23 protein-coding genes and 1 tRNA gene are annotated in these 20190 nt (G+C 59.8%); 8 read left to right on the top strand and 16 right to left on the bottom strand.

Annotation, left to right across the window (positions count from 1 at the left end):
* On the bottom strand, nucleotides 1-873 hold an 873-nt coding region (locus SPHS8_RS17945), incomplete at its 3' end, for a 6-pyruvoyl-tetrahydropterin synthase-related protein (RefSeq protein ID WP_268933220.1).
* 51 nt (nucleotides 874-924) lie between these two features.
* On the opposite strand from SPHS8_RS17945, the gene SPHS8_RS17940 reads away from it, so the two are divergent.
* Together SPHS8_RS17940 and SPHS8_RS17935 are read left to right on the top strand one after the other, a co-directional pair.
* Nucleotides 925-1947 (top strand): glycosyltransferase family 2 protein, encoded by a 1023-nt coding sequence (locus SPHS8_RS17940; RefSeq protein ID WP_201516691.1) that lies wholly within the window; start codon nucleotides 925-927, stop codon nucleotides 1945-1947.
* On the top strand, nucleotides 1920-2645 hold the full coding sequence (locus SPHS8_RS17935; protein ID WP_201516690.1) for a class I SAM-dependent methyltransferase: 726 nt from the start codon (nucleotides 1920-1922) through the stop codon (nucleotides 2643-2645). Before SPHS8_RS17940 ends, SPHS8_RS17935 begins: the two co-directional genes overlap by 28 nt.
* Before the next feature lie 12 nt (nucleotides 2646-2657).
* Here the strand turns inward: SPHS8_RS17935 and SPHS8_RS17930 are convergent, their stop codons facing one another.
* The 5 genes from SPHS8_RS17930 to SPHS8_RS17910 all read right to left on the bottom strand — a co-directional run bounded on the left by SPHS8_RS17930 (nucleotide 2658) and on the right by SPHS8_RS17910 (nucleotide 8092).
* A complete protein-coding gene (locus SPHS8_RS17930) occupies nucleotides 2658-4190 on the bottom strand; it encodes a hypothetical protein (protein WP_236575254.1) in 1533 nt (510 codons plus the stop codon).
* Between the two features lie 145 nt (nucleotides 4191-4335).
* On the bottom strand, nucleotides 4336-5946 hold the full coding sequence (locus tag SPHS8_RS17925; RefSeq protein WP_236575253.1) for an ArnT family glycosyltransferase: 1611 nt from the start codon (nucleotides 5944-5946) through the stop codon (nucleotides 4336-4338).
* A 28-nt stretch (nucleotides 5947-5974) separates the two neighbouring features.
* Nucleotides 5975-6622 carry a class I SAM-dependent methyltransferase gene (locus SPHS8_RS17920; protein WP_201516688.1) on the bottom strand — a complete coding sequence of 216 codons (648 nt, stop codon included), beginning with the start codon at nucleotides 6620-6622 and terminating at the stop codon, nucleotides 5975-5977.
* The gene (locus SPHS8_RS17915; protein ID WP_201516687.1) at nucleotides 6619-7614 is read right to left on the bottom strand and encodes a glycosyltransferase; all 996 of its coding nucleotides are present in this window, start codon (nucleotides 7612-7614) and stop codon (nucleotides 6619-6621) included. Before SPHS8_RS17915 ends, SPHS8_RS17920 begins: the two co-directional genes overlap by 4 nt.
* Before the next feature lie 76 nt (nucleotides 7615-7690).
* On the bottom strand, nucleotides 7691-8092 hold the full coding sequence (locus SPHS8_RS17910; RefSeq protein WP_201516686.1) for a GtrA family protein: 402 nt from the start codon (nucleotides 8090-8092) through the stop codon (nucleotides 7691-7693).
* Nucleotides 8093-8709: 617 nt separating this feature from the next.
* On the opposite strand from SPHS8_RS17910, the gene SPHS8_RS17905 reads away from it, so the two are divergent.
* Entirely contained in the window at nucleotides 8710-8925 is a 216-nt protein-coding gene (locus SPHS8_RS17905) for a hypothetical protein (protein ID WP_201516685.1), read from the top strand.
* A gap of 165 nt (nucleotides 8926-9090) precedes the next feature.
* Here the strand turns inward: SPHS8_RS17905 and SPHS8_RS17900 are convergent.
* Nucleotides 9091-9164: transfer RNA gene (locus SPHS8_RS17900), tRNA-Gly, on the bottom strand.
* Between the two features lie 141 nt (nucleotides 9165-9305).
* Here SPHS8_RS17900 and SPHS8_RS17895 point away from each other — a divergent pair.
* Entirely contained in the window at nucleotides 9306-9599 is a 294-nt protein-coding gene (locus SPHS8_RS17895; protein WP_037487070.1) for a WGR domain-containing protein, read from the top strand.
* Nucleotides 9600-9800: 201 nt separating this feature from the next.
* Here SPHS8_RS17895 and SPHS8_RS17890 read toward each other — a convergent pair whose 3' ends face one another.
* The 6 genes from SPHS8_RS17890 to SPHS8_RS17865 all read right to left on the bottom strand — a co-directional run bounded on the left by SPHS8_RS17890 (nucleotide 9801) and on the right by SPHS8_RS17865 (nucleotide 12418).
* Nucleotides 9801-10475, bottom strand: coding sequence for an RES family NAD+ phosphorylase (locus SPHS8_RS17890; protein ID WP_201516684.1), 675 nt, complete (start codon nucleotides 10473-10475; stop codon nucleotides 9801-9803).
* Nucleotides 10472-10987, bottom strand: a complete 516-nt coding sequence (locus SPHS8_RS17885; protein WP_201516683.1) for an MbcA/ParS/Xre antitoxin family protein — start codon at nucleotides 10985-10987, stop codon at nucleotides 10472-10474. The genes SPHS8_RS17890 and SPHS8_RS17885 overlap by 4 nt, the downstream gene beginning before the upstream one ends.
* A 65-nt stretch (nucleotides 10988-11052) precedes the next feature.
* Nucleotides 11053-11385: an endoribonuclease MazF gene (mazF, locus tag SPHS8_RS17880; protein ID WP_201516682.1), complete on the bottom strand. Its 333-nt coding sequence runs from the start codon at nucleotides 11383-11385 to the stop codon at nucleotides 11053-11055.
* A complete protein-coding gene (locus tag SPHS8_RS17875; RefSeq protein ID WP_201516681.1) occupies nucleotides 11385-11627 on the bottom strand; it encodes an AbrB/MazE/SpoVT family DNA-binding domain-containing protein in 243 nt (80 codons plus the stop codon). Before SPHS8_RS17875 ends, mazF begins: the two co-directional genes overlap by 1 nt.
* A 138-nt stretch (nucleotides 11628-11765) precedes the next feature.
* Nucleotides 11766-12176: a type II toxin-antitoxin system VapC family toxin gene (locus SPHS8_RS17870; protein ID WP_201516680.1), complete on the bottom strand. Its 411-nt coding sequence runs from the start codon at nucleotides 12174-12176 to the stop codon at nucleotides 11766-11768.
* Entirely contained in the window at nucleotides 12173-12418 is a 246-nt protein-coding gene (locus SPHS8_RS17865; RefSeq protein WP_201516696.1) for an AbrB/MazE/SpoVT family DNA-binding domain-containing protein, read from the bottom strand. The genes SPHS8_RS17870 and SPHS8_RS17865 overlap by 4 nt, the downstream gene beginning before the upstream one ends.
* 203 nt (nucleotides 12419-12621) lie before the next feature.
* On the opposite strand from SPHS8_RS17865, the gene SPHS8_RS17860 reads away from it, so the two are divergent.
* Both SPHS8_RS17860 and SPHS8_RS17855 read left to right on the top strand, forming a co-directional pair.
* Nucleotides 12622-13569 (top strand): tyrosine-type recombinase/integrase, encoded by a 948-nt coding sequence (locus SPHS8_RS17860; protein ID WP_201516679.1) that lies wholly within the window; start codon nucleotides 12622-12624, stop codon nucleotides 13567-13569.
* A gap of 89 nt (nucleotides 13570-13658) precedes the next feature.
* A complete protein-coding gene (locus SPHS8_RS17855) occupies nucleotides 13659-14813 on the top strand; it encodes a Fic family protein (protein WP_201516678.1) in 1155 nt (384 codons plus the stop codon).
* Here the strand turns inward: SPHS8_RS17855 and SPHS8_RS17850 are convergent.
* A complete protein-coding gene (locus SPHS8_RS17850; RefSeq protein ID WP_201516698.1) occupies nucleotides 14779-14979 on the bottom strand; it encodes a hypothetical protein in 201 nt (66 codons plus the stop codon). The two genes, SPHS8_RS17855 and SPHS8_RS17850, sit on opposite strands and share 35 nt — an antisense overlap.
* Before the next feature lie 9 nt (nucleotides 14980-14988).
* On the opposite strand from SPHS8_RS17850, the gene SPHS8_RS17845 reads away from it, so the two are divergent.
* The gene (locus SPHS8_RS17845; protein ID WP_236575252.1) at nucleotides 14989-16098 is read left to right on the top strand and encodes an ATP-binding protein; all 1110 of its coding nucleotides are present in this window, start codon (nucleotides 14989-14991) and stop codon (nucleotides 16096-16098) included.
* Between the two features lie 7 nt (nucleotides 16099-16105).
* On the opposite strand, the gene SPHS8_RS17840 is transcribed toward SPHS8_RS17845, so the two are convergent.
* Both SPHS8_RS17840 and traA read right to left on the bottom strand, forming a co-directional pair.
* Nucleotides 16106-16801 (bottom strand): DUF6118 family protein, encoded by a 696-nt coding sequence (locus SPHS8_RS17840; RefSeq protein WP_201516676.1) that lies wholly within the window; start codon nucleotides 16799-16801, stop codon nucleotides 16106-16108.
* Nucleotides 16802-16809: 8 nt separating this feature from the next.
* Nucleotides 16810-19689 carry a Ti-type conjugative transfer relaxase TraA gene (gene traA, locus SPHS8_RS17835; RefSeq protein WP_201516675.1) on the bottom strand — a complete coding sequence of 960 codons (2880 nt, stop codon included), beginning with the start codon at nucleotides 19687-19689 and terminating at the stop codon, nucleotides 16810-16812.
* A 168-nt stretch (nucleotides 19690-19857) separates the two neighbouring features.
* On the opposite strand from traA, the gene SPHS8_RS17830 reads away from it, so the two are divergent.
* A complete protein-coding gene (locus tag SPHS8_RS17830) occupies nucleotides 19858-20106 on the top strand; it encodes a conjugal transfer protein TraD (RefSeq protein ID WP_100239993.1) in 249 nt (82 codons plus the stop codon).
* The last annotated feature ends 84 nt before the right edge of the window (nucleotides 20107-20190 follow it).

Below are 20190 nucleotides of genomic sequence, written 5' to 3'. Positions count from 1 at the left end.
AGCAGAAATCCGCGCTGTTTGCGAGCAGAGGCCAGTATCTTTGCAATCGCCTACAGTTAGGGCAGGGAGCAGATAAAAGGCCGCCAATCCCAGGGCTATTGCTCCACTCGCGGCGAGAGGAAGAAGAGCGCGGCGGTCTTGCAGCACGCGGTGCAGCCCGAGGGGTACGATCAGGAAGAAGCCCGTGAGCATTGCCATTGGCAGGTGGGTTAGAACAAGCCCGCCATAGGCAAGCGCCAGCATGACAATGCCCCTGCGCTCTGGAAGACGGGTGATGGCTAAGGCAATGAGCGGATACCAGATAAAGGCCGTGAATTCCGCCAGCGCGCCACGTACGTAGAAGTCGAAAAGATGATATGGAGCGGCCATGTAGAGGATGGCGCCCAGAAGTGGATAGGTTTCACGAGCCGAAAGCCACTGATGCATTGCGAAGCCGGACAGCAGCAGCGTGACAAAAGCGGTCAAGTTGATCGCGGCAAATGTCGAGAGGCCGGACGCATCAAAGGCGCCTGCCACCCAATAGGTGATCGGCGGGTAGAAATAAAAGGTAGGGCTACCCAATCCTTCAAAGCTGCCGGGTAACCAGCGAGGATATAGGTTGCCCCTTGCCATTTCCGTCCCGAACTGGCTGGTCCAGATATAGTTGTAACTTACCGAATGAGAGTCAGCGGGCCCTAGGAGGAAGGTAGGCAGCATGATGAGTATCGCGACAAGCGCGATAAGGCCAACATCCCGAATGCCGATTTTGGTGGTCACCTGTACCATTCCCTTATCCCGAATATTCCTGCTTGCTCGCCGAAAATGGTAAATATTATGTTCATCACTGCTGTCACTGGACAAACGCTTAAGGAGAGGTGACAGCTTGTTAACCATTTTCGCTGATAGCCTTTACAGGGCATCAGCCCGTATCTGGGGGCTCAGGGAATGGCTAAACCATCGCTGCTGTCGATTGTCGTTCCAGTCTTCAATGAACAGGAAAGCATTTCACTGTTCCTGGATGCGGCACGTCCTGCGGTTGCGGCAGCGCTCGATCTTATAGGGTCGAATGCAAGCGCCGAATTTCTGTTCGTCAATGACGGCAGCACGGACCAGACCGGCAACATATTAGCGACCTTTGCCCGGCTTAATCCGGATGTCCGCCACGTCACCTTGTCTCGCAATTTCGGCAAGGAAGCCGCGCTCGCCGCCGGGATCGACCGGGCGAGGGGGGATGCCGTCATCCCGATCGACGTCGATCTGCAGGACCCGCCCGAGGTCATTGTCACCATGGTCCGCCACTGGCTGGCGGGCGCGAAGGTGGTCAATGCAAGGCGCTCCGACCGATCAAGCGACAGTTGGTTCAAACGCTGGAGCGCGCAAGGCTTCTATCGCCTGATCAATCGCCTCTCCGATCACCCGATTCCCGAAAATGTCGGTGATTTCCGGCTGCTCGACCGGCAGGCGGTGGACGTCATTAAGCAACTGGGCGAACAGGCCCGTTTCACAAAGGGCCTCTTTTCCTGGGTCGGCTTCCCCGTCGCCACGGTTGATTATGAACGCGCCCCACGCGAGGCAGGAAGCAGCAAATGGGGCTTGGGCAAGCTCTGGTCGCTGGCTGTGGACGGCATCACCGCGTCCACGACCATGCCGCTGCGCATCTGGTCCTATATTGGCGGTGGCATCGCCTTGATGGCCTTTGCCTATGCCGCCTTCCTGGTGCTGCATACGCTGCTGACCGGGGTGGATACGCCCGGCTATGCCTCTATCATGGTCGCCGTGCTGATGCTGGGCGGCCTTAACCTGATGAGCCTTGGAATCATCGGTGAATATTTGGGCCGTGTCGCACAGGAGGTGCGCAATCGGCCGCTCTATGTTGTGGCCGAGGAAAGCGAGCCTGCAGCGTCGCCCGCCAACCAGCCCCCATTGAAGGAAGAAGAAAGATGGACCGCTCAGCCTATGCGAGCATGAGCGCACAGGAGCAGGATCATTGGTGGTTCGTCGCCCGGCGCGCGATCATCGACAGCCTGGTTCGCTCCCATGTTCCACTGCCGTCTGGAGCCCGAATTCTGGAAGCGGGCTGCGGAACGGGCGGCAATTTGAGCCTGCTGGCGCAATATGGTGAGCTCGACGCGATGGAATATGACGCAGAGGCCCGCGCCTTGGCCGCCGCGCGCGGCCTTTGCCGGGTAGAAGCAGGCGCTTTGCCTGACGCCATCGGCTTTGGCGACAATCGCTACGACATGATCGCGCTGCTCGATGTGCTGGAACATATTGATGCCGACGAAGCGTCGCTCAAGGCCTTGGGCAGAAGGCTGGCGCCGCAGGGTCGCATCCTGCTCACCGTTCCCGCCGCGCCTTGGCTCTGGTCAGATCATGATGTGCTGCACCACCACAAGCGCCGTTATACACTGGAGGGGCTGCAGAAGGTCGCTGAAGGTGCAGGTCTGAAGGTTGAGGCTTCGGGTCATTTCAACAGCCTGCTCTTCCCACTCGCGGTCGCGCAGCGTGCGATGCACCAGCTGTTGCGGCGCAACACGCCGCTGGACGCGCGCCCATCGCCGCTCGTCAACGCCGCGCTCCAGCGGGTATTTGCCGCAGAGCGGCACCTCTTAAGCCGCATCTCTTTCCCAATAGGCCTGTCGCTTTACGCCATATTGTCGGTCTGACAGCGTCCAGCTTTAAGGTAGAGGCCAAGGGCCATCCCAGCATCGCACCGGTTCCTTGGCCGAGGCCGGGGCAGGGTGCGCGGGGCGGATAAGGGGCGGCACCTTGGTTATAGGGGCCAGATAGGAACCTTTGGGGAAAGCGGAGAAGCTTTGGTCCCAAGCCTTGAAGAAAGTGCAATGCACTGCCGGTGCCGCCGGTTGAACCAGCGCGCGACGGATTTCCGACAGGCCCGTGAGACTGCCGATCGCCAGCACGGCGATAAGCCAGCACCGCATTGCATGTCGCTGCACCAGTAGATCGCCTACCATGATCGCAACGATGACTAGCGCCGTGATTGATCCCCGCATCATGAAGTCGATAGACCACCCAATCTGCACGAACGGGATGAGCATCAGCCACGCACCTGCTAACCACAGGCTTTCCTTGCCGAAGCGCACTGCTCTCCCAGCGATTATCAAAGGGATGAGGAAGGGAAGCGTTTCGATCGCCTGAAAAACGTACCAGCGTCCCAAAGCTATTGGCAGGAAGCGGACACCCACATCATCTCCCGCCGCGCCGAGATAGACAAGTGTTGGAAGGCACAAGAGGAACGCGATTGTGGGGATCGCCACATCCTGCCAATGCAGCGCACGAGCCATCAACGTCCGCACGCCCGCCAACGCGACGAAGGGCATAGTGCCCATCAGCCCCAAGGGCGACCAGAGCGCAGTCAACGGCAGCAGCGCCAGCCAGGGCGCCAACGGCAGACGCCCATCGCGCCAAAGCATATAACCGATCGCGCCTACCCACCCGGAAAGGGCGTGCTGCGGTACCCAGAAAAGCAGGGTGATGGTTGAGGAATATTGGATCCCCGCCCATTGCTCCATGTGATCGGCGAGCTTGCCTTGCTGCAGCATATTGCCAATCGCATCCATGCCGGAAAAGCAGAGAAAGACAGCGAGCCCGATGAACCGGGCGCGCCGACCTGAAAAAAGCTGGCTTCCCAAGGCGAGCAATGACGCAACCAAGGCTGCATTCTGCATCAGCAGGACAATATCGCCAGCACGGGAGCCAAAGGCCTTGAATGCCAGCGCAGGCACCAGGAACATGCCGATCGGGGCGCGCAGCAGATCCGGCTCCGGCCTCGCCGTATATACAAAGGGCCAAGGATTGATGGCCATGTCCCGCAGAACGGCGAAGCGCACCTGCCAATCTGCATTGGCGTAAAAGAAACGTCCTTCGCCGCTCAGCATGAGCAGACCGAGCGCGACCAGGAAGCAGGTCAGCAGCGTGCACAGGCTGATGCGGGCAGACTCTGTGTCCCTGATGGTTCTGATTGTGAAGATGCAGAGCCCGGCTATGGCCATGCCGCCAAGAGCGTAGGTCCAAGCCGGCGCGATATCGAGAAACCGCCACAGCAGCAGCTGGCTACCGCCCAACCAAGCGACAAGGAACGCCCATATCCAGCCTGATTGAATGGAAGCGGCGTTCCAACCAATCGCCACTGCGGGCTCAGGGTTGGCCAATGGCTCAACGCGATTGGTCGAGATTAATGTTTCCCCCATTTCTCCAGCTCTTAAATATATTCCGCCACAGGTCGATAAGGGATGCTGGTGCTCCTGCAACAAAAAGGATACTTATAGGATATCCATAGGATAACGTTTTGGATTACAACTAGCGTATAGGATCCATCTCCGCGCCTTGTCGGCTTCAGGAATTGGCGCGGTGCCTCTCAGTCGGACATCCCTTGTTCGCCTCTGGTGTGGCAGAGGGTGTGCGCAATGAAAATCCGTTGATCTTTTCTTCCTTGGGATAGGCCGACAGGATTGCCTCGGCTACCGGCGGATTATAGCGCACCTTGAAGGGCGGCTGATCCGTTTCGCCTTCGATCACGAACAGGCCGAAGCAATGGGCACGCACTAGCTTGGTAAAGGCGTCCTGGTCGTATTTACCAAGCTGTCCCAACTCGGCAGTGATAGCCGACTCCCATTCGACATTCCGACGTGCCCGGATGAGGAGCGTCATGTCGTCGGCGATGACCGGCCGGGAAGAGGACGCGATCCGCTCTACAATCCGGGCACCCGCCATGCTTTTCAGCGTCATAGCCTGCGCGAGGACCTGCGCATCGGGAAAATATCGGGGAAGGAAAGCCAGTTGCAGCGGCATGGCCACAAGGGCGAGAACGACGAGCACCGGCGACAATGCCCTATCAGCGGACATCTGCCGCATTGCCCGGGCCGCCAAGGGTGCCAGCGCCATCCCTGCAAAGATCGCGACGGCAGAAAACCATTCGATCATATAGTTGAAGCTGGCACCCGACTTCAGAATGCCGAGCAGCATGATGGTTTTTAGCGCAAGGAAAATCAGCAGCATCAGCGCGGCGACTGCAGCGCGGTTCCGTGCCAGAGCCTTGCGGATCAGGACAAGCGAGCTGCAATCGGCAAGATTTCTGCGGATAGCCTGCCAGCTCGCTGCAGCGCCCAGGACCGATAGGGCGATCAGCATTATATGACTGAAGAGCTGCGGGAGCAGTATCTCGCCGAAGGAGGAGGGCATGAACCGGTTGATGTTATAGGCCAGGATATGCGTCAGGAATCCACCATCTGTTGCCCAGCTCAGCCAGGCGAGGGCCAGCAGGCCAAGGATGAGGGAAAAGCCAACGCCACGAACCGCCAGCCTTGGACGGACCAGCAGCAACACCGAAAAGGCCGCCATGGGCGCAGCGATCGATATCTGCTTGGCGTATACCGATAGGAGGAAAAGGGCGACCGCTCCATATATCCATGCGGGGCGATCAAGCGCGCGCAGGGCAAGCAATATACCCGCCAGACCCAGCGCTCCGGATAGCATGTCGACCCGCATCAATGGGGTCCATACTAGGACCGGGTAGCAGGTGAGGAAGAACAGCCCGGCCATCGTAGCGCAAATGGCCCGAACGCGCCCACCGGCCTCTTCAGGAAGGGCGCGCGCCGACAGCAGGCCCACGATATAGGCGGTAGCGAAGGTGGATAGAATGGAAACCGTGCGCCCTGCGACGAGTTGATCCATGCCGGTAAACGCCGCCAGCGCGGCCGACGTCATGTGATAGACGGGCGGATAATGATAAACGATCGCTGGATAGACCTGAAGCGGACTATAGGCGGTACCACGCAGCATGTCGCGCATCTGCTGCCAGACGATGCCTTCGCCATAATCGAGCGAATAGGGGTAGAAGAGAACGGCTTTCAGAAATGCCAGCAATTCAGCCACATGCCAGAACATGATGGCTGCAAGGATGCTGAACCCCGCAATGAGCAGGACTGCGATGGGGTCTGACGCCAAGCGTGATTTCGAGGCAACCTGCCCGGTTTCAGCCATGGCGCTGTGCCGGACGTGCCACGATCAGCATCTGCTTGCCCATCGGCTTGAAGGGTGAGCGCAGATAAGCGCCGACCAGCAGCTTCCATGTCGGAAGGCGGGACTTGATGCTGAGCGGCAGGAAACGAGGATGAACCTCCAGAACCTCCCATCCATGGGCCGTCATCAGATCTGCCAGACTGATATGCGAATAGGCGGTTACATGCGTATAATCGTCGAAATATTCCCGAAAGGCATAACGATAATTGGGCTGGAGGATCGTGAGCCTGCCACGATCCGACAATTTCCTCTTGAGCGAGGAGAGAGTGCTTACCAGCGCTTGCTGCGACAGATGCTCGAACAGATTGGACGCAAAGGCGAAATCGACGCTTTCATTCTCGATCGCTGTCAGATCCTCGACTGGGCCGATGATCGTCTCCACATCAGCCGCTACATGCTGACGCATGCCAGGCCACATATCGAGGGCAATCCGGCGGGAGGCGGTCACGCTGTTGATGAAATCGCCATAGCCTGCTCCCAGGTCGAGTACGCAATCCGTGGGATGGATGCGACGGCGGAAATAATAGTGCCACAGCGCCTCCCACACACCGGCGCGGCGCGAGTCCGCAGTCAGTCGCGATTCATGATAATTGCCGGTCATGCATAGCGCTTCCAGTTGTCGAGCATGCCAAGGATCATGCGCATGCCCACGGTAAATCCGCGCCAATTGTTGATGTTGCCGCCTTTGCTCACTCCAACGCGCGGATGAAAGGTAATCGGGCATTCAAGCAGAACCAACCCATTGCCAAGCGCAGTATCCAGGAAATGGGCGTTAAATTCCAGGTTCACCGTCGGCTTCAACCTGGCGAGCAGGGGGATCAGCGATTCCCGGCGACACAGTTTGTACGTTGTGCCCACGTCGGTGATCGTGCCGCGACCCAGATGCTTGGCCTCCAGCAGCTTGCCGACGAAGACATTGCCATAATACATGAAGGTGGAAAGCTGCGTGATATATTGGCGCAGCGGCTCGACCGTCCTGGTGCCGTTCACGATATCGGCATGCGGCGCATAGGCCAGCAGCTTCTCGATGTCATAGGCCCGGAAGGTGCTATCGCCTTCGCACAGGACAACAAACTCGGTATCGTCGAACTTTACCGCCTCGGACAGACAGCGGAACACGCAACGACCATATCCAGGAGCCATTTCGTTGAACGCGATAGCCCCTGCATTTTGTGCGCGCTCGAAGGTTTGGTCGCTGCTGTTGTTGCTGACGACAATCACGCGCTCGACGAGGGGGTGATCTAAAAAATCCCTGACCACCGGTCCAATACTGTCCTCATCATTATAGGCCGTCAGTGCGACCGTGACGCGGCGGTGGCGGACGGGTTCAAACCTGACCGGCGCGTTGGGCTTTTTACCGCCAAAAAGGTAGAGGAGGTCGAATAGAGCGAAGGCCAGCCCCAACACGACAGGGACGCCGCTGTACCAGACCAGCCAGGCCGAAACCGGATCGAGCAGATTGCGCAAGCCCAAAAGATAGCGGGGAAACACCAGCAAAACGCCGACCAAGTAGGACGCAAAGCCAAGGATAATCAGCAAGACGCCGTAAAGCAGGAATGGCGTGTGCTTGTCTCGTCTCGCGGCGTTCTTCATTGTGCCCCCAGCCCCATGGCGCTGCAGAGCCAATTACGTCTCACATGGTTAAATATGCGTAATGAGGTGCGATTTCTCAGGTGGCACGGAAAACCCAATAACGGGCAACAAGAAATGTCATGATAGGCGTGGCTGCAACCATCAGGATGATCGGCGTCCAGCTTGCTAGACCCAGTATGGCTGTCAGCAGCCAGACCCACAGCGAGTTAAGTGCGAAGGCGGCAACCGACATCACAACATATCGAGCCATGCTGGAGAAACTGGCGCCGCTCTGTCCGAAACTATAGAGCCGGTGCATCTGATAGCCGAGGGCAAGCTGCGTCGCATAGGCTACGAAGTTGGCTAGTAGCGGCGTCCATTCCAAGAGGACCGCGCATAGATAATAGGTTGTGACCGCCACCAGCGCGACACCGCCACCGTTAACGGCAAAGCGGAGGAATGCCGCCCTATAAGACTGGCTCGAGAAAAGTTTCATCATGGCCCAGATAGTCGCATGCCGTTAATGGCGCTTGAAAGCGCGCGCTTTCTATCCCCTTTAATATCACTCGAGTATCATCTAGATACTAGATAGCTACTATTCAGATCGCCTAGTCGCGATCTCCGCCATATCTGTTTGCAACCTTGCCCGTGATGACAAAGCCGCCTGCGCATGGAAGATAAGCGAGGAGGTGAATACCGTTGCGGGGTCTGCGTCTTTAGGTTGGCGCATCTCGGCAAGTCTCTACGAGACACCTGCAAGCGGAATTCCGCATGCGGAAGGATATATTTCCCCTGTTGGGGGATCAATTGCGCTGCTGGCGCGAGCGGCGCTCGATGAGCCAACTGGGTTTGGCGCAGCGGCTTGGTCGCGATCGCACGCATTTCTGAACTGGAACGTGATCTGATCGGTGGACGCCAAGGCCGCAACCGCCTGACCCTATTCGCCGAAATCTGCGATGCGCTCGATCTGGTGCCCCTCTTGGTGCCAGGCCCTCAAGCCAGCGCCATTCGTGATCAGGTCGAAGGCACGCGGGCATCGACCTCAATCAACCGGTGCGCTCGACGTTCGACGAGCTGTTCGTCGATCTTGGTGAGGACGAAGAGGAGGATCGCTAGATGGCGAAGACTCCCGCGATCCTTGGTGTTCACCTGCTCGATGCAAAGCTTGGGCCAGTGAAGATCGGGACGCTTACGCGCGATACCGATGGCGCGGTCGCTTTCACAGTATCCGAAGCCTATATGCGCGAGGCGGCGCGACCGACACTCAGCCTGGGCTGGCATGATCCCACGTCTGACACAGGCACCCGCGCAAGAAGTGCGAGGTTCGGCTAAAATCTGACTAAACCGATCGGCCAAAATGATCATGGCGGGTGCATTCGACAGCTACACGCCTTGTCGCCGATCCCGGCGGCAGCTTCATCAATCGTGAAATAGCCAGCGTCGCAGCGACTTGCCGATCGAGGCGGAAGCTGTCGGATTGGAAACCCGGATTCAGACTGGAGCGGGTAGCGGGGATCGAACCCGCATCACAAGCTTGGAAGGCTAGTGCTCTACCATTGAGCTATACCCGCCCGTCAGGCCATGCGCCCTGCCATCTTTTCCGGGGCTCTGCAATATCCAACTGCTGCGGTTCATTGATCGGGGCAGTGAATCAATGGACCGGCACTGAGTCAGACAAGTCGTAAGACGGGTAGGGCGCTTATGCCTATCCTATGGCGATGGAGCACGCATTTCCTTCCCGCCTGATCCACCTGCGCGCCTTGGACCTGGCCCATAACATCGCGCGCGACTATAGCATCTGGATGAGCGTCGACCTGTTCGGCGGCTATGTGGTCGAAACCTGCTGGGGACGGATCGGCGCCAAGGGACAGCGGCAAAGGCGCAGCTTCCCGGACGCGCCCTCCGCGCGGCACCATGTCCGGGCGATCATTAGAAAACGGCGCGGATCGAGAAAGCGGATTGGGGTCGAGTACCGACTTATGGCGCGGCGGGCTGAAAGCTCCTGATCCGGTGAACGCGCCGGGGGCCTAAAAAGGCCTGCCCCTCCAGTGTGGAATTCCCGCGCCTCTATGCATGAGCTTCACGATACTATCTGGATATCGGAAAGCTATCCATACGCTGCATCCCTGAAATGGTGTGGCTCGAAAAAAAGCAGATCGGGTCGATTTTCGGCTCGCCTGTCGCCGGACTGAACGAGGGCAGGCCCTCTAAAGACGCAAGCGGCGGACGTTGATGGCCCGCGCGCGGGCTTCCACGCTGATCTCAAAATGGTCGGTCTGCATGACATTCGTGACCTGGGGCGGAATGAAGGCCACCATGTTGGTGCCCCCTCGACGCCGCACGCTGTCAAAGATGATGCCTGCTTTTCCTTCGGATCGGACCTGTTCGCCAAAGAGCTGCGCGGCGGCATAGCTATCGGGACGGTAAAGATCAGGATGATCGCCCTGTAGCCCTCTTATGTCGCGATAATCCTCACCCACCAGCTTTGCCGAATAAGCCCTGTAGGTTCGGCTCATGCCTGGCACATCGCGGGCGATGGCTTCGCGGCGAAGATGGTGCCCGACCTCAGCGGCAGCCGTTTCAATTTCCTTGGAAGCATACCATGCGCCCAGTTCCGGCCCGTTGAAGCGCATGCCGTTGGGCGCGGTATGTAGAAATGCTGCCATGATGACGCTGCTATTGGGCCGACCATAGACCCAGTGAGCCTCCGGTAAGCGGTGCAGCCGATCGGCGGTCATACGGTCGTTGGTCCAACCGGCCAGTTCCATGACAGCCTGAGCATCGGCGGCTGTTGCAACCGTGTCGAAAAGCCCGATCGGCGGAAAGCGCGAGGGAATAAGTCGATAGCTTGGGTACGGCGCTGCGGCGAATATCTCCGTCACTGAAAGAGGATCTCATCATCCTCATAAGGTGCGAAGTCGGCCTCTGCCGCAGTGGGGGGCATATAAAGGCCGCCCCGCGCCGCATCCAGGAAGCGGCGAACCGTCATCAAACCATCCTGCGTCCCATTGGTGGCGAGCGTGAGCGGCGGCCTGCCCCCGAAAACGCGCGCGTCATGCGGCTGACGCAGCCAGGCAACGCCGTTACGCTCTTCGCTGAAAAGCACGGCAAGCGCCTGATGAATGCCAAGCACAGCGGAGATGCGCGTCAGCACATCGACATCGAGCGTAATGGACCCATGCTCCCGCGCCTGCTTGCACCAGCTATGGAAGGTAGAGCGCGACGGATAGCCCAGCATCAGCCGTCGCTGTTCCTCGTTCAATCCCCAGAGATCGGCAATCGCGAGGAAGGTGCGCAGGGCAGGGGCGCTGAGGCGGCGCCGGTTCGACGGCTCGAAACGAGAAAGGTCTAGAACAGGCTCGGTCGAGCTTACGTCATGCGATAAGTGCGGCATAGCTCCCTCCAGATCTGGATATAGTCCACATCTGGAGGAAAATCATTCAAATTTGAATGATATCTCTATAGGACGAGGAGGGCACGGATTTTAGCTTGAGTATCAGCCAGTGTGGCCTTGGACACTTTGCCTTTTTTGGTCGCTCGACGAGCACGCCAGTCCAGACGCTTCACCTGATCGGCGAGGACGACGCTGGGAGGGTCGCGGCTCTCAACAACTTCAAAGGGATATCCTTTGATCCGCGTTGTCATCGGACAGCAGATCATCATTCCTCTCAAACCGTTGTATTTCGCCGGCGACAGTACAAGCGCCGGGCGATGGCCCGCCTGTTCATGGCCAGCCTGCGGATCGAATTCCAGCCAAACGATATCGCCGATATCCGGCACATAAGCGGCCATTACCAGAATTCATTTCCGACAGGTGAACCGAACTCGACAGGTTCGGGAAAAGTATCTGGCGTCATTCGAGCCAGAAGGGCGTCCAAGTCATAGGCTGGTGATAGGACAGGCTCGATTACAATTCGCCCTTCTTCCTCTCGTATATCGACCTCCTGATCAATGTGGAGCGCCGTCGCAGCCATGATCGATGCCGGAATACGAACGGAAGCGCTGTTGCCCCACTTCTTGACCTGAACTCGCATTCCTACCTCCATGTATCGACATTTACGATACGCCCCAACATTTCGCGTGTAAACATTTGTCTCTACATGCTTAAGGGTGCTGCTCGTGCGAGTTCACACGAACGGATCAGCAGAAGCAGAATAAGGCGCTCCGCTGGATCATTGGCTTGATCGTTTAAGAGAACGAACGATCTTCACCTTGGCGCCGATTGTCTCGGCGACTGAGGCCCACTGTCGGTCTGCCGTCCAGGCTGGCAGACTGTCACGAATAGCCAAGGCCAGACAGAAGCGATCACCGAGCGACAATCCTGCTTCGGACGTTGCGGCGCGCAGATGGCCTGCGATTTTCGCGAGCTCCGCATCCGCCTCCACCCAGGTGACGGGCAGGGGCCGCAACATCGCGTCCGCTTCCTGAGGCGGCATGCCATTATGCACAAAGTGGCTTATCACCTCGGCGAGATTCACAGTGCACATGCGTGAGCCAATGAGTGCACCCGCCACCTTGTCACCGCCCGGCTCATCGCGCAGCATGGCGAGCAAGGCCGAGGCGTCCAGAACGATCGCCGTCATTCGCCGCTTTCCGCGCGACGATTAGCAAGAAAGCTGTCGACCGATGCTTCCGGCTTGTCTGCAGTATATTTGCGGGCCAGCGCACGCGCATGGGCGACGGATTGGGCAACAGTGCGCAGAATGACCCCATCAGGCGTTTCCTCCACGATCAGCGCCCCGCCGCCTGTAAGGCCCAAACGTTTCCTGACATCAGCTGGAAGGCTCATGCGGCCATTTGCGGTGACATTTACCTGTATGGTCATAATTTCTACCCAAACCCCTAACCACCAAATTTGCTCTCTTTTCTGTTTATGCCTCTCTTTGCCTTTTATGTCATTATCCTGATTCAATGACGTGATTTGCCAGCTTGCGCATAAATGTACATCATCCTTTGATAATGTTCTTTATCAAGGGCTGACGTGCAGTTAGGTCTCGCTGCCATGAAACCCTTCGCCAAGCGCCGTTGATGACCGGCCTCATCTCTCTTTCCTTCGCGCCGGTGATCATCGCCGAGGCTTCACAAGCCACGCAGATGCGCTTCCTTGAATTTTTCGCGGCGAACATCCGCAACCTCAACACGCGGCGCGCTTATGCGCGAGCTGCAAGCGACTTCCTCAACTGGTGCTTCGGCCATGGCGTGCGCGACCTGGGCGACATTGCGCCGCTCCATGTCGCGGCCTGGGTCGAGGAGCTTGGCCAGTCTCTGTCCGCGCCCACGGTCAAGCTGCGCCTCGCCGCGGTGCGTAACCTGTTCGACTGGCTGGTGGTCGGCCAGATCATCCCCTTCAATCCAGCGTCGAGCGTGCGCGGCCCCGCCCATAGCGCGCGCACCGGACGCACTCCCGTGTTGGAGGCGGAGGAAGCCCGCGCGCTACTCGACGCGATCGACATTTCGACACAAGCAGGCTTGCGCGATCGGGCGCTGATCGGCCTCATGGTCTATAGCTTCGCGCGCGTCGGCGCGGCGCTCGCCATGAAGCGGGAGGATGTGTTCGTGCAAGGCCGCCGCCACTGGCTGCGCCTGCATGAAAAGGGTGGCAAGCGGCACGAAATGCCCTGCCACCACCAGCTGGAGGAATATCTCCTGGCCTATATCGAAAGCTGCGAGTTGGTCGAACCCAAGGCGCCCCTTTTTCGCACCATCAGCCGCGAGACGAAGCGGCTGAGCGAAACCCCGTTATCCCAGCCCGACGCCCACGCCATGGTCCGCCGCCGCGCCAAGGTCGCGGGCATCGCAACCCGCATCGGCAATCACAGCTTCCGCGCAACCGGAATCACCACTTATCTCAAGAATGGCGGAACGCTGGAAAACGCCGCCGCCATGGCTAATCACAGTTCGACCCGCACCACACAGATCTACGACCGGCGAAGGGATGAGATCAGCCTTGCCGAGGTCGAGCGGGTGCGGATTTAATGAGAGGCGATCAGGCTTTGATTGAAAGGGCTCCTTTCTATCAATCATTTTATGCCATATCATGATCGATAGAAGGTGTTTTATCGATCATGATATGGAGTTGGCAACTGTCCGACTGGCCCCAGTTCAGCTTCGAGCAGGCGTCCCTGCGTGCCGCAGAAGAGCGTTTCATAAAAGGGGCTGGCGTTATCGTTGGATCGCTGCACCATCTCGACGGCGAGGCGCGCCAAGGCATAGCGATCGAGCTGATTTCCCAGGAAATGGTCGATAGCTCGGCCATTGAGGGAGAAGTGCTGGACCGCGCGAGCGTCCAGACCTCCATTGCGCGACAGCTTGGCTTTGCTTCGGCCAAGCGCCGCTCAAACCCCGCGGAAGCCGGGGCAGCAGAGCTTATGGTGGATCTCTATAGACGCTATGCCGAGCCGTTAGGCGATCAGCTTCTGTTTGAATGGCATAGCATGCTGATGAACGGCCGTCGCGATCTGGTCGATATCGGCGCCTATCGCACCCATGCCGACGCCATGGAGATCGTGTCCGGCGCGCTCCACGCACCGCGCGTCCATTTCGAAGCCCCGCCATCGGATCGGGTGTCAGGGGAGATGGCGCAGTTTATCGCTTGGTTCAACGATAGTTCCCCGCAAGGCTCTGCTCCCCTCCCAGCGATCACGCGCGCGGGCATTGCGCATCTCTGGTTCGAGACGATCCATCCGTTCGAGGACGGTAACGGTCGCCTGGGCCGCGCCATTGCCGAGAAGGCTCTAGCTCAAAGCTTAGAAGCGCCCACGCTGACAGCACTCTCTGCTACCATCAATCGACACAGGAAGGCCTATTATGCCGAGCTGCAACGAGCCAGTCAGAGCAACCAGATTGATGACTGGTTATATTGGTTTGCCAGCATCGTTCTGGAAGCGCAGGCCCGCACCATCGCGAGCATCCGTTTCCTGATCGAGAAGACCCGCCTGCTTGAGCGACTGCGCGGCAAGATCAATGCGCGACAGGAAAAGGCGCTCATCCGCATGATAGCCGAAGGGCCTGACGGCTTCATTGGCGGCTTGAGTGCACATAATTATCGCACGATCACCGACGCCACATCGGCAACCGCCACCCGCGATCTGGCTGAACTCGTCGAACTGGGTGCGCTACAGCGGACTGGTGAGCGCCGTTATGCCCGCTATCATCTCGTGATCAGCACGAATGCATCTGGGAACCTCAAGCCAGATCCCAACCACCAAGTTCCTCATTGAGGAACGGCTCGTCGAAACTTTCATCGATGGCGATCTTGCCTTTAAGAGCCCTAAAGCGCCGCGAACGGAGCTCCGCATCATCCTTGCAAATTTCAATTAAAGATTGAATATTGCAAGGATGATTGAGCGTCATATCAAAACACAGTTGGTTGATCGCCTTGCCCATAGCCCTGCAGTGGCGCTGCTCGGCCCAAGGCAGGTCGGCAAGACAACGCTGGCGCAAGAGGTCGGCGAAGCCCGGTCATCGCTCTATCTCGACCTGGAGTCTGAGGCTGACAGGGCAAAATTGACCGAACCCGAACTCTACCTTTCCGCCCATGAGGACAAGCTCGTCATTCTTGATGAGGTGCATAGGGTGCCCGAACTTTTCGGGCTTTTGCGCGGCCTTATCGACCGCGGGCGACGCAAGGGATTGCGAGCGGGGCGATTTCTGCTCCTGGGGTCGGCATCCATGGACCTTCTTGCTCAGTCGAGTGAAAGTTTGGCCGGACGGATCAGCTATCTGGAAATGGGGCCGCTGGACGCGCTGGAAATAGCGGGGCCGGATGTCGAACGGCTCTGGATCAGAGGCGGGTTTCCCGACAGCTATCTGGCAGGATCGGACCGATCGAGCCAACGCTGGCGGCAGGATTTCATACGAACCTATCTCGAACGGGACATCCCGGCGATAGGTCCGCGAATCCCGGCAGAAACATTGCGCCGCTTCTGGACAATGCTGGCTCATCATCAATCCGGCCTGCTCAATGCTTCGGAATTCGCCCGCAGCCTCGGGGTCACGTCCCAGACGGTCGCCAATTATCTCGACCTGCTTGTCGATCTATTGCTCGTCCGCCGACTTGCCCCCTGGCACAGCAACGGCGCCAAGCGCCTAGTGAAGTCGCCCCGTGTCTATGTCCGGGACAGCGGGCTTGTTCATACTTTGCTCGGCCTGACGGATCGGGAAGCGGTCCTTGGCCACCCCGTTGCAGGCGCGAGTTGGGAAGGCTTTGTAATTGAAAGCCTGGTGGCCGCGGCGCCGGAGGGGACGGAAGCCTATTTTTACCGCACATCCGTCGGCGCGGAGATCGACCTGCTCCTTCGGCACCCCGATGGCCGCCTATGGGTGTTCGAAGTCAAGCGCAGCCTCTCGCCCAAGGTCGAACGCGGCTTCCACTCGGCCTGCGAAGATCTGAGTCCCGACCGCCGTATCCTGATTTATCCCGGATCCGAGACTTTCCCGCTGGGAAATGGCATCGAGGTGATGTCGCTGTCGATGGCCGCGCATGCTCTTGGGCATGATCAGTAAGAGGGACCTACTCGCCCTTCACCTCGATTGTGCAGCGCACGGCCTTCTCCGCCTTGACGGCGGCTTTGCGGCACCTCTCGATCGTTTCGTGATTGTCACGGACGAGATTGGCGGCCTCGGCGATGGCATCCCAACTCGGTTGCGAGACACTGGCCATGAGATGCTGTCCTGCATTCCAGATTGTGTCTTTGCCTAGCATCCGCGCGGCCATGCGCTCGGGCCAGTGCCAGCTTGCGGGCATCATTCGCGCAATCGGCCCCGCCAGCGCAGCATAGAGCAACAGGCCCAATGCCAGTCCAACGACACCGGAAATGAGTAACCAACGCATCTGCTCTTTCGCCTGACGCACCGAGCCTGCCAGCCTGCGCAGATCGCCGACCGCGCCATCCAGCGCCGCTTTCGACGCCAGCGCCTGACCCTGCACCGCGTTCACCGCTTCCTTGACGGAGGTGTTCAGTCGGCTCCCGATCGTCTCCGGCGTCAGCGTCATGGCGGGGCTTTTGTGCATAGCATCGACCTGCGTCACCAGTATGCCCAGCAGCTTCTCGGTGCGGGCCAGGGTCGGCTCATAATCGGGAATGTCGATGGACTCGCGCGCGGCCGTCAGCCCTTCCACCGCCCGGCGCAGCAACGCCACCTCGCCGCGCAGCTGCTCAAACGCCGCGACCGGGTCGTCCTGCTCGACCTCGCGATACTGGTCCATTCTTCCTCCTATCGTTCGAGGCCGCGATCCCGGCCCAGCCCCAATCCTTGGGTCAGCTGGCGGCCGAGGTCACGCCCACGGTCCATGCCCATCTCAAGTCCAAGCTCGCGCGCCCGCCCGCGCAGCACCGCCTCCATTTGCGGGTCGCGCTCCAGGCTTTTTGCCATGCCGGCCATAGCCTCACCGGCCCTTTCGCGGCCTGTCCGGTCGCCAGTGCGATACTCTGCCTGAAGCCCCTGCCAGCGTTCCACGAACTGCGCGGCACGCAGATGCGGATCGGCCCGCAAGCGCGCCTCCTGCGCCATGGCGGCGAGCATCGGGCCGCTGCGCCCCGATGCTGCTTCGCGGGCAAGGCCCGGATTGCGCTCGATCGCCGCGCTCATGTCGCGTGACGCATTGGGCTGTACCTGATCGAGCGCAGTGCGCGCCTGTTCCAGCGCGACTTTCTGATGCTTCAACACGGGAGCGCCCTTTTCCTGCGCCTGGGAAATGGCTCCTGTGGCTCGGGCCACACGCTCCACCGCGCGCGCCAGCGTCCGGTCAGCGGCAGCTGGCTCCGTCGTCAGTGAGGAAGCACGCGACAGCCGCAAACCGTCGAACATGCCAGGGCGTGAACCAACCTTGGGACTATCCGGCAACCGGATCTCGCCCGACAGCCCGCGCAGGCCAGCAAAGGCGCGGCGCGCCCCGTCGGCATCACGGGCATAGTCCGATGCCATATCCTTGGCCCGCTCACGGCCAAGCGTGCGCACAAGCTGGCGCTGGTCGGCAAAATCGTCGCGGCCATAATGGAGCTGCACCCCGTCGCGATGCCGCGACAGCGCCACATAGGCCGAATGGCGGTCCATGCCGGGGGTCGCGAGCACATGCGTCCGATCGACCGTCACGCCCTGCGACTTGTGGATGGTGGCGGCATAGCCATGATCGACATGGGCGTAATCTTTGAAGTAGAACGCCAGCCTGCGCCCGTCGTCGAGCCGTACCGCCATGCGCTCCGGCGACACCGTTTCGATCCGCCCCAGCGTGCCATTTTTCACGCCCAGCCCGCGCTCATTCTTCAGGAACATGATGCGGTCGCCGCTGGCAAAGTCGCGCGCACCCCGCTCGGCCGCTACGCCCACATCCGCGCCCAGTTCGCCAGCATCGCGCAGCCGCTCACGCGCGGCGAGATTGAGGTCGCGCACCTCGGCATTGGTGTGGGTGAGGATGATCCGGCTCTGGTCGGGATCGGTGCGCCGCTGTGCATCCCAGCGGTCGATCAGCTCAGCCCTCGCCTGCTCACGCGTTTCCGCCGCATGGACCATGCCGCCCTGCTCATAGGCATGGACTGCCTCGCCTGTCCGGCCCGTCGCCAGCGCCTTGGTCGCGTCTCGCTGCCATGGATCGCGCTGCCGACGTATCTCGCCAATCTCGGCCCAGCCATGACGCTCGGCAAGGCTGCGGAATGCCGCGCCCGCCTCGATCGCCTGCAACTGCTCGGGGTCGCCGACTAGCACCACCTTGGCCCCGGCGTCGGCGGCATGAGACAGCACCCGCTCCATTTGGCGCGTACCGATCATTCCCGCCTCATCGATCACCAGCACGTCACGCGGCGAAAGCTGCTCGCGCCCCTGTTCCCACTGATATTCAAGTGCAGCGATCGTGCGGGAAGCGATGCCCGAACCGCTCTCCAGATTTTCCGCCGCAATGCCCGACAGTGCCACGCCGTAGACCTGATAGCCCGCACCCTCCCAAGCCTCGCGCGCCACGCCCAGCATCGCCGATTTTCCGGTACCGGCATAGCCGACGACCGACGCCAGCCCCTCCCTTCCGGTGATATGCTCCAGCGCTCCGCGCTGTTCCGTGGAGAGGACGAGCCCCCGAGCTTCAGCGGCCGCCGACGCATCGTCGCGATGCCGATCGGCAAGGCCATGCTGGGCCTGGCCTCCGAGCCGATCGGCCGCCGATTCCAACCGCTGCTCAGCCGCCATCATGTCACGGGACGTGAAGCGGTCATTCCCCTTCCCATCGACCCCCAATGCCACCAGTTCGGGGCTAAATCGCACCGCTCTCAGAGCCTCATCGAACTGCGCCTTCCCGTCGCTATGCCGGTGCACGAACATGGCGAGATCGCGTGTCGTGAAGGTTGCTTGTTGTCGCGTCACAGCGTCCAAGGCGATGGAGGGGTTGGCGATGATTTTCTCGCCATTCTCCCGCGCAATCCGGACATGATCTTCCGCCCGTTCAGCGACCTCGCCACGTTCGAGCCGCCGCGATCCCGCAGGACCGATCTTGTGCTGCGGCTCAAGGTCGATCCCCTGCGCCGCCAGCGTCCGATGATCAATCCGCGCATCGATATCCAGTTCGGCAAGGCGCTCGTTCACATGGTCTTCCCATGCCTCCCGCCACTCCTTCAGCAGTTCCGTGCCGTTCCACTCGCGCACCTTCTTGCCGAAGCCGTCAGGCCCCACCTCGCGCATCGACAGCATCACATGTGCATGGGGCTTGGGCTGCCCATCCTTGCCGATGTCCCAATGCACATTGAGGTCTGCGACCATGCCGCGTTTGACGAACTGCTTTTCGACGAAATCTTGCGCCAGCTGAACGCCCTGCGCCTGGTTCATTTCGCGCGGGATGGCGAACTCCACCTCACGGGCCAGTTGCGCGTCCTTGCGCTTCTCCCCTGTCTCGACTTCGTTCCACAAGGTTGCGCGATCAGTCAGGCGCTCCGGTGCTCCTTTGGGCAGCAGCACTTCGGAATGAACCACCCCCGCTTTGTTTGAGAAATCATGGGCACGACCAAGCCGCTCATCCTGCAATTCGGATGCTGAACGATAGGCGGCCGAAGCCACCGCGCTCGACCCATTGGCGCGGCTGATCACCTTGGCTGAGAAATGGTAGATCGCCATTGCTCAATGATTCTCGCAGCTTAGCAGCACGTCGGCAACGACGTATAAGCGCGCACTCACACTCTCTGTCGTTCGCTTGAGTGACTTCACCGCATTTTCAGGTTCCATCGATTCCTTCCAAGCGAGGTGCTGATAGTCTCGTGCTTTCAATTGGTTAGGGGAAGAGCAATGCGCAAGGTGCGCGACTATGATGCGGAGCTGAAGGCGCTGAATGACAAGGCCCGCTCCTTGAAGGCGAAAAAGGTCGAGCAACTCGGCCAGCTCGTAACGGTGACTGGGGCCGATATGCTTGATCTTGATGTGCTCGCCGGTGCCCTCATTGCGGCGGTAGAAGCGCCCGATGCGGAAACAAGGGAGGCGTGGCGCGCGAGGGGCGAAGCTTTCTTTCAACAGCGGCGGAAGAAGGCTCGGGCATGAGATTGCGGCAACCGACAAGACAATGGTGCGAACGCAGCGCGCCGTTCGCCGGGCTGAAGCCGCCCAGCGCCGCACTGATACGCG

Origin of the sequence: Sphingobium sp. S6, assembly GCF_905120495.1 — a bacterium.
In the GTDB taxonomy this organism is placed as follows: Bacteria; Pseudomonadota; Alphaproteobacteria; order Sphingomonadales; family Sphingomonadaceae; genus Sphingobium; species Sphingobium agri.
This window is presented reverse-complemented; position numbering and strand designations above follow the sequence as displayed.

Coding starts and splice junctions, on each gene's coding strand:
- SPHS8_RS17930 (WP_236575254.1), bottom strand. CDS start 4,190: ATGGGGGAAACATTAATCTCGACCAATCGCGTTGAGCCATTGGCCAAC.
- SPHS8_RS17940 (WP_201516691.1), top strand. CDS start 925: ATGGCTAAACCATCGCTGCTGTCGATTGTCGTTCCAGTCTTCAATGAA.
- SPHS8_RS17915 (WP_201516687.1), bottom strand. CDS start 7,614: ATGAAGAACGCCGCGAGACGAGACAAGCACACGCCATTCCTGCTTTAC.
- SPHS8_RS17920 (WP_201516688.1), bottom strand. CDS start 6,622: ATGACCGGCAATTATCATGAATCGCGACTGACTGCGGACTCGCGCCGC.
- SPHS8_RS17870 (WP_201516680.1), bottom strand. CDS start 12,176: ATGACGGCGATCGTTCTGGACGCCTCGGCCTTGCTCGCCATGCTGCGC.
- SPHS8_RS17885 (WP_201516683.1), bottom strand. CDS start 10,987: ATGCCGCACTTATCGCATGACGTAAGCTCGACCGAGCCTGTTCTAGAC.
- SPHS8_RS17865 (WP_201516696.1), bottom strand. CDS start 12,418: ATGACCATACAGGTAAATGTCACCGCAAATGGCCGCATGAGCCTTCCA.
- SPHS8_RS17850 (WP_201516698.1), bottom strand. CDS start 14,979: ATGGGCAAGGCGATCAACCAACTGTGTTTTGATATGACGCTCAATCAT.
- SPHS8_RS17855 (WP_201516678.1), top strand. CDS start 13,659: ATGATATGGAGTTGGCAACTGTCCGACTGGCCCCAGTTCAGCTTCGAG.
- SPHS8_RS17895 (WP_037487070.1), top strand. CDS start 9,306: ATGGCGATGGAGCACGCATTTCCTTCCCGCCTGATCCACCTGCGCGCC.
- SPHS8_RS17910 (WP_201516686.1), bottom strand. CDS start 8,092: ATGATGAAACTTTTCTCGAGCCAGTCTTATAGGGCGGCATTCCTCCGC.
- traA (WP_201516675.1), bottom strand. CDS start 19,689: ATGGCGATCTACCATTTCTCAGCCAAGGTGATCAGCCGCGCCAATGGG.
- SPHS8_RS17935 (WP_201516690.1), top strand. CDS start 1,920: ATGGACCGCTCAGCCTATGCGAGCATGAGCGCACAGGAGCAGGATCAT.
- SPHS8_RS17905 (WP_201516685.1), top strand. CDS start 8,710: ATGGCGAAGACTCCCGCGATCCTTGGTGTTCACCTGCTCGATGCAAAG.
- SPHS8_RS17860 (WP_201516679.1), top strand. CDS start 12,622: ATGACCGGCCTCATCTCTCTTTCCTTCGCGCCGGTGATCATCGCCGAG.
- SPHS8_RS17875 (WP_201516681.1), bottom strand. CDS start 11,627: ATGCGAGTTCAGGTCAAGAAGTGGGGCAACAGCGCTTCCGTTCGTATT.
- SPHS8_RS17840 (WP_201516676.1), bottom strand. CDS start 16,801: ATGGACCAGTATCGCGAGGTCGAGCAGGACGACCCGGTCGCGGCGTTT.
- mazF (WP_201516682.1), bottom strand. CDS start 11,385: ATGGCCGCTTATGTGCCGGATATCGGCGATATCGTTTGGCTGGAATTC.
- SPHS8_RS17830 (WP_100239993.1), top strand. CDS start 19,858: ATGCGCAAGGTGCGCGACTATGATGCGGAGCTGAAGGCGCTGAATGAC.